At 66.2% G+C, this 7,776-nt stretch carries 5 protein-coding genes; 2 read left to right on the plus strand and 3 right to left on the minus strand.

The window, feature by feature from the left end:
• Positions 1-4: 4 nt before the first annotated feature.
• A complete protein-coding gene (locus QZ271_RS13105; protein ID WP_291432195.1) occupies positions 5-1,114 on the minus strand; it encodes a type I restriction-modification system subunit M in 1,110 nt (369 codons plus the stop codon).
• 95 nt (positions 1,115-1,209) lie between these two features.
• On the opposite strand from QZ271_RS13105, the gene QZ271_RS13110 reads away from it, so the two are divergent.
• On the plus strand, positions 1,210-1,872 hold the full coding sequence (locus QZ271_RS13110) for a hypothetical protein (RefSeq protein WP_291432198.1): 663 nt from the start codon (positions 1,210-1,212) through the stop codon (positions 1,870-1,872).
• 30 nt (positions 1,873-1,902) lie between these two features.
• Here the strand turns inward: QZ271_RS13110 and QZ271_RS13115 are convergent, their stop codons facing one another.
• Together QZ271_RS13115 and hsdR are read right to left on the minus strand one after the other, a co-directional pair.
• A complete protein-coding gene (locus QZ271_RS13115) occupies positions 1,903-2,640 on the minus strand; it encodes a hypothetical protein (protein WP_291432200.1) in 738 nt (245 codons plus the stop codon).
• A gap of 47 nt (positions 2,641-2,687) precedes the next feature.
• Positions 2,688-5,921, minus strand: a complete 3,234-nt coding sequence (gene hsdR, locus QZ271_RS13120; RefSeq protein WP_291432202.1) for a type I restriction-modification system endonuclease — start codon at positions 5,919-5,921, stop codon at positions 2,688-2,690.
• A 1,069-nt stretch (positions 5,922-6,990) separates the two neighbouring features.
• Between hsdR and QZ271_RS13125 the strand changes: the two genes are divergently transcribed.
• Positions 6,991-7,755, plus strand: coding sequence for an IS6 family transposase (locus QZ271_RS13125; RefSeq protein ID WP_291432204.1), 765 nt, complete (start codon positions 6,991-6,993; stop codon positions 7,753-7,755).
• The last annotated feature ends 21 nt before the right edge of the window (positions 7,756-7,776 follow it).

A 7,776-nucleotide genomic window follows, 5' to 3' on the forward strand; every position in this document is an offset into this window, starting at 1 on the left:
GCTGTCACGGCCTCAAGGCGTTTCCTGTCGGGCATAGTTCCAGCCAACTACCGGTTTTCACGCCCTGCGCGTAGAAGATCCCGGTGGGCAGGCGCAGGATGGTGTGCAGGGTGCATTTATCCATCAGGTCCGCGCGGATCGCCTTGCCGATGCCGCTTTCGAACAGCACGTTGTCGGGCAGGATCACGGCGGCGCGGCCGTGGGTTTTCAGGGCGCGGTAGATGTGTTGCAGGAACGCGAACTGCTTGTTGCTGGTGACGAAGGTCAGGTCGTCGCGGGTGGGGGTGCCGCCGCCCTTCTTCGTGCCGAACGGGGGGTTACTCAGGATCAGGGTGGCCCTGGGGAGTTTCTGGTGGTCGCTGCTCAGGGTGTCGCCCAGGCGGATGCCGCTGCGTTCCGGGTCGTTGGCCAGACCGTGCAGCATGAGGTTCATCAGCGCGAGGCGTTGCGTGTCCTGCACGAGTTCCATGCCGTGGAAGGCGTTCTCGTAGTACGCCCGCTGCTTCGTTTCGGGCCAGCCGTACTCGTCTTCGTGCGTGGTGATGTGGTGGTGCGCGGCGATCAGAAATCCGCCCGTCCCGGCGGCGGGGTCCTGGATGATGTCGTCGCTGGTGGGGTTCATCACGGCGACGATGCTGTCGATCAGCGGTCGGGGCGTGAAGTACTGCCCGGCGCCGCTCTTCTTCTCGGTGGCGTTCTTGGCGAGCAGCCCTTCGTACAGGTCGCCCAGCCCTTCCTCCTTCGCGGAGTACCAGTCGAGCGCGTCGATGTCCGTCACGAGCTTGCTCAGGGTGGCGGGTTTGCGGATGAAGGAACTGGCGTCCGCGTAGATCATCCGCACGAGGGGCGCGGGGCTCTTGCCGAGGTCCAGCAGCGTCTGCCGGTAGTGGTCCAGCCGGTCGGGCGCGGAGGCGGCCTTCAGGGTGTCCCAGCGGTTGGATGGGGGGATGTTGACGCCGCCGTCCCGGCCTTCTTCCTGCCCGGTCTCCTTGGCCATCTTCAGGAACAGCAGGTAGGTCAGCTCGGTGACGTACTGGTGGAACGTGACGCCGTCGTCACGCAGGTCATTGCAGAGGTTCCAGAGTTTCTGGACGATGTCGACAGTTCGGGTCATGAATACCCCCGATTGTGCCGCACGCAGAGGCCGCGCGGATGATGACCTGCGGCAGATGCAGGCGCGCAGGCTGGCGTGAGGGGCTACGCTGGATCATGCGTGACCTGACAGACGACCAGATTCGGGCGCACCTGGAGGCTTACTTTCAGGTGCCGGTGCCTGCGGAGCGGGACCGGGTGTCGTCGTTCGATTACTGCTTCAATCACTTCCAGGCGTTTCGGGAGCGGCGCGAGGCAGCGCGGCTGGCAGCACCGGAAGTGCTGGAACTCAGTTGCCTGCACCTGGGCTTCTACCTGGCCAGCTGGGGCATGATGCGCGGCTCGTCGGAGTTGTTGCAGCGCAGCCTGCGCCACCTCGTGCCGGTGCTGGAAGTGATCGCCACCACGCCGGATGACCTGTGGGCGCTGGACGTGCCGGACTACACCCCGGAGGCGGGGGCGCGGCTGCTGGAGCTGGAGGAGCAGATCCGCCGCGCGCTGGGCGGCACGCGAGAGGCGACGCAGACGCTGTCCACGAAGGTGATGCTGGGGGTGTTCGGGAACGTTCCGGCGTTCGACACGAACTTCTGCGCGGGGTCCGGGCTGCGTGTCCTGTCGGCGCGGGCCGTGTCGGACCTGCGAGACTTCCACGCGCGGCACGCGGGGGCGCTGGCGCAGCCTGTCTACACCCGCGACTTCCTGACCGGGGCGTTCACGGGCCGGCGGTACCCGCAGGCGAAACTGCTCGACATGGTCTTCTTCCTGGAAGGGCTGGGCTGACCAGTCTTACACCTGTTCGGTAGGGCGCTGTTATTTCAGTGGGCCTTTGTCCCATCCTGTCGGGGCGGGCGTCAGTTTCAGTGGTTTGACTGGCTCGATCTTCGTGGCGACCCGTTGGTTTTCACAGTTGCCGGTCAGTTCCTGCCAGGTGTACCGGGGGGTGGGGCCGGGCGTCACGCGGATCAGGGCGCTCGTCCAGCGGCCACCGGACTCCACGGCGCCGCAGTTGTCCTGGTACGGCTGCGGCAGGCGCTCGTGGTTCAGCTGGCCCAGCATCCGGCGGACCGGGCCGAGTTGCGCGATGTCCAGCCACCCCTCGGTGTAGCCCTGCCCGGTGAACCCGCCGTCCAGCGCGAGTTCCGTGAAGCCGTTGCGGTTGATGTCCTTCACGGCGTACATGGACGAGTAGTGGCCGACAAACACGTAGTGCGCGGCGACGTTCAGCCCTTCCAGGATCACGAGCCCCTGCAGGTTACCGGGGCGCTGGTAGCACTGGGTGTACAGGTAGGCCATCTGCGCCCGGCCTTTTACCGTGAACGATCCGGGGGCGGCGCCCTCGATTCTGAAGTCGTTCATGCAGTACTCGGCGTTCCCCGCGCCCCACGCGTCCTGGGCGAGGGCCTGTCCGGCCAGGTACTGCACGCGGCCCCGTTCGCTTTCCGTCAGGCGGGGCTCGGGGAACGGCCGGCGGGAATCGTACAGGACCCGTTCCTGGGCGAGGGCGTGACCGGCGGTCAGGAGCGTCAGGGTCAGCAGTGCGCGGCGCATGCAGTCAGCATAGGCACCGTGAGCCCGGCACGCTGCCTCAGGTGCTGTTAGGCCTGCGCGGCCCACACCTGCGCCTGAAGGTCGTTCACGACGCCCTGAAGCTTGCCGCCGAAGATGCTGGTGCTCAGGCGGTCGAACCCGCCCAGTTCCTTCCGGACGGGACTGGTCGGCTGGTCGAGCAGGTCCCGGTCCAGGTACCCGTTCGCCTTGAGTTGCGACGCGAGCCGCTGGAGCCACTTGCGTTGCAGTGGCGTCCAGTTGCCCGCGCCGAGCACCCTGGCCAGGGCCGCGTCCACGCGGGCGTCAAACGGCGTGGGGGCCTCGTTCAGCGCGGCGGCGCGGATGAAACCGATGATGCTGGCGGCCGCGTCCACCTGCCTGACGCTGGCGTACGCGCGTTGCAGGTTGACTTCACTGAAGCCCTGGTCGTCCAGTTGTCGCCGGATGCTCAGGAGGTCGGCGCGGGTCAGGTCGGCCGGGCGGGTCAGGACGGTGCTCAGGGCCGGTAGGCTGTCACTGCCGCCGCGCACGAGCGATTCGAAGGCCGTCAGGTAATCCTCGGCGCGGCGTCCGCCGGGGAACTCCTGCCCGACGTACATCACCCGGTCCGGGTGCTCGCTGATGTAGATGGGCTGACCGCCCGTGGTGCGGCCGGTGTCGAGGAGTGCCAGGAGGGGCGCGTGCTGCGTGACCAGGGCGGCCGCCTCGTCCGGCGTGGCGCGGCGCAGCGCGTGAACGAAGGCGCCGGGGGTCAGGCCGGTTTCACCTTCGAAGGTGTCCCTGGCCGCGTCGGTCAGGCGGCGCTCGACGCGCCGGAGTTTCACGACCAGTTCGTCGCGGATCAGGGCGCGGGCTTCGGGGGTGGGCGCGGCCTGCATGTCGCTGCCCAGCGTGACGAAGCTGCGCCGGGGTTGCTGCACGACCGGCGGCATGGTGATGAAGTCCTGAATGGCTTCGTAGGCGCGTACGGCGTCGTAGATGCGGAACACGGTCTTGCCGATGTCGTCGCAGCGGCGGGTGGCGCGGCCCAGCATCTGCTCGAACAGGATGCGGCTGCTTACGCGGCGCAGGAACACCAGGGTGCTGATGGCGGGCACGTCGACGCCCGTGGTGAGCAGGTCGACCGTCACGGCAATGGCGGGCAGGCGCTCGTTGCGGTAGCGGCGGGTGAGTTGCAGCGGTTGATCGCTGGCCCCCGTGATCTTCACGACGGCGCCGTCGTCGAGCTCGCCGTACTTCACCCGGAACGCTTCTTTCAGCAGGTCCACGACCTCGTCGGCGTGCCGGTCGTTCACGCAGAACACCAGCGTCTTGTCCGGCCCGAACGGATTCAGGTGCTCGGCCAGGTGTCTGCACACCGCCTGGTTAAAGCCCCTGGCGATCACGCGCCGGTTGAAGTCCTCGATGTCCAGTCCCACGTCGTCAGGCGCTTCGTACAGCACGACGCCGTCATCCCCGGGCGTGTAGGTGGGGATCTGCTCTCCCTGCTTGAACTGGATGCCGGTCATGGCCAGTTCCGTCTCGATCAGGATGGGCGGCTCATGGTCGATCAGCACGCCGTCCAGTACGGCCTGACGGTAGGTGTACGTGAAGACCGGCTTCCCGAAGATCTGGGTGGTGTGCAGGGCGGGCGTGGCCGTCAGGGCGACCTTCACCGCGTCGAAGTGTTCGAGCACCTGCCGGTACCGGCTGACGTACTCCGTTTCGCTGCGCCAGCCCAGTTCCGCGTCCGCGAGTTCCCTGTCCAGCGTGTACCCGCGGTGCGCCTCGTCGACCACGATCAGGTCGTAGGTGCCGACCGAGGGGGGCGTGTCGCCCGTGACGCGCCGCGCGAGGCCCTGCACGGTCGTGACGTGCACGCTGGTGTCCGCATCGATGGGGCCGTCGCCCATGGCGGTCAGGCCGAACGTCTCGGCGAAGGTGCGCGTCCCTTCCAGGCGGGCGGTCCTGAAATCGTTACTGGCCTGCTCGCCGAGCGTTTCGCGGTCCACCAGGAACAGCACGCGCCGGAACCGTCCGGCCTTCAGCAGGCGGTAGATCAGGGCGATGGCGGTCTTGGTCTTACCGGTCCCGGTCGCCATGGCCAGCAGCAGTTCGCGCTGCCCGGAGGACACGCGCGCCTCGACCGCCTGAATGGCGGCCTTCTGATAGGGACGCAGGCCCAGGTCGTACTCCAGCGGTTCGGTCCGCAGGCGCTCGTCAGCGGCGGCTGTGTCCTGTTCCAGCAGGGCCAGCAGCTCTGCCGGGGTGTGCCAGCCGGGCAGGGCGTGGGCGGGATTCACGGGCCGCCGGGCGTCCCGGAACCAGATGCCGCTCTCGGTCTTCAGTTGCGCCAGGTAGGGGCGGCCGTTCGTGGCGTACAGGAACGGCGTGCGGTAAGGGCTCTCCCCCTCTCCCCACGGGCCGCCCGGCAGTTCCAGGCCGGGCACGTGCAGCCGGAACCCGCGGCTGTAGCGGGCCGCCTGCTCGAGGCTGCTCATCACGCCCTTGTTCTTGCGTTTGGCTTCCACCACGCCGATGGGCGTCAGCCCGTCGAACAGCGCGTAGTCCGCCGGGCCGTGCTCGGTCGGCCACTCCGCGATCGCCAGGAAGCGACCCTTCGCGGGTCGGGTCCCCTGGCTGTACCGGAGGTGCGCCGTGTCGGCTTCCCAGCCGGCCGCGCGCAGCTGCGCGTCGATCAGCTGCCGCGTCTGCGCTTCGGTCAGCTGGATGTGGGACGCCGCGTGACTGGCGGCCGTGGCGATGCGTGACGTGTCAGCGGGCGCCGTGGCCTGCTGCTCGGCCAGGCGCGCCTCCGCCTCGGCGCGGGCCTGTTCCGCCCCGGCCAGCAGGGCACGCAGGCGCCCGGCATCATCGCTCCGCTGCGGGGGAATGAACTCACCGCGCACGTACGCCGGGTCGTGGAAGGTCCGCAGGAGCCACACGCCGACGATCCACGCGAACTGCAGGTGACTGAGCGCCTGATCGTGTTCGCCCGTGAAGGCGTGGTTCGCCTCGTTCCCAGTGCGCCGCAGTTCCGTCAGCAACTGCCACACCTCGCGCGGAAGCACCCCTTCACGTTGCAGCCGGGCGAGGCGGGCCTGCTGGGATTCGTCCTCTCCCTGCAGGGTTCCCGAGCGGGCCGCGACGACCCGGGAGAGCAGTTCGCCGTACTGCCTGAGTTTCAGCAGGGCCGTGTTGGGATCATCTGCGGCGTACCGTTCCGCCAGCGCCCCCAGCTGAGCCAGCAGGGGCTCGACCGCGCTCAGGTCATCGAAATTGGAAGGCAGACTGCTCAACATGTGAACTCCAGGTGGGACAGGCGGGCGCAACAGAAGACCGGATGAGATCAAGCTATCCCACGAGCGCCGCTTTCACTGCCTACATTGCGGCCAGGCAATGGCCGAGGCAGACATGCAATGTGCCCCCAGCGCAGGCCTGACTGACTGATACGGGTTCCGTTTGTTTCGTTGACACATCGGAACACCACCGATCTGTCAACTCCACGTCCGGAACCCGTTCTGCTCCTACTCGCTCCGCTCGGATTGAACGGCTTTACAAGCCATTCAATCGGAGTCCGTATGACACGACGTTGACAGAGTGCAGAAGCCCATTGGCCAGAGTCCGGGGGAAACCACGCAGGGGTGCGGTTGACCTGCCTGCCGGCACAGTCGTCATCACGTTGCTGCACTCTACGGACACGCTGGGCAGAGCATGATCAGCAGGCGCACAGGGAGGCATGTTGGCCGGCGAAAGTGGGGCACCCTGCGCAGGGCGAAACGCGCGGTGCTCACCGTCACGCTGGGACACGCAGCGCTCCCCCCAGATCAGGTCAGGACGATCAACCCGCGTCTGCGTGACGTGGAACAGATCCCCAGGCATGCACTGGCACGCCTGCCCGAGCAGGTCTGTCCGTCCTTCAGGGCGGACGGCTCCGGGTCAGTCTGGTCAGTGACCGTGCCGCCCGCGCTGTACTTGATGATCTCCTCGATCAGGCCACCGATCACGCAGTGCGGGAGGCTTGGCCGGGCGTGCCCGGTCGGGAACATCCCCACGAGCCAGCTGGCGTTCCGCTTCTCCAACGCTGCCGGTGCCCGGTCGATCAGACTACAGATGGTCGCCTTGCGTACGTGATCCCTCAGGGTCTTTCAGCGGGCCTCGCCCGGCACCCAGAACCCACCCTCAGCGAGGTACTCGTTACGGTCGTCGGCTTTGAGTTTCTCGTACAGGCCAGTGAACGCGTCACTGGTGTACCCGGGAAGGTCTGTGATGAGCGATCGCCCGGGTACCCGGTTTCCGGCCGGGCACTCCTGCCATTACCATGCTGTCCATGGGGTTCTGTCAGGTTAATTTGGAGTAGGCTGGTCGGTCGTGCCTGCTGACATGAAACCCTACCGCTATCGCTTTCCTAAAAGCATCATCCAGTATGCGGTCTGGCTGTATCACCGCTTCACGCTCAGCTACCGTGACATCGAGGAACTCCTTCTCCAACGCGGAATTCAGGTCAGCTATGAAACGATTCGTGACTGGTGCGGGAAATTCGGCCCCTCCATCACCAGGGAACCACGAAAACGGGAACCACGACGTGGTTCCCGATGGCACCTGGACGAAGCGTGCGTGAAGATCAAGGGGGTCAAGCACTGGTTATGGCGTGCTGTGGACGAGCATGGCGCTGTGCTGGACGTTTTTCTTCAAGAGCACCGTGACACTGACGCCGCCAGAACCTTCTTCACCGCACTCCTCAGCGAGTATGAAGCACCAACCACGATCCACACACACAAACTCGGCAGCTATGGAGCAGCTATTCGTGAACTGCCTGAGCTTCACGGTGCAGCGCACCGAGAGGTGATTTCGACCGCTAGGTGCAACAATTTGATCGAACAGTCGCATCGACCAACGCGAAATCAGGAGCGAAGCCAGAAGGGCTTCAAAGACATTGAGAAGGCGCAGAAATTCCCTGACCTGCACGCTAGAACCAGCAATCTCCACCAGCACACCCGAACCACCGTGACCGCCGAAATTCGACGAGGCAACCAGAGAACCGCTTTTCAAACCTGGTCTGTGATTAGCGCGCTTTCGAGTGCCCGGCTTCCGGCCGGGCACTCCTGCCGTTACCATGCTGTGCATGAGCACTAGGGCGACTGAGAAGGATCTCTT

The organism is Deinococcus sp. (genome assembly GCF_018260555.1).
Taxonomy (GTDB): Bacteria; Deinococcota; Deinococci; order Deinococcales; family Deinococcaceae; genus Deinococcus.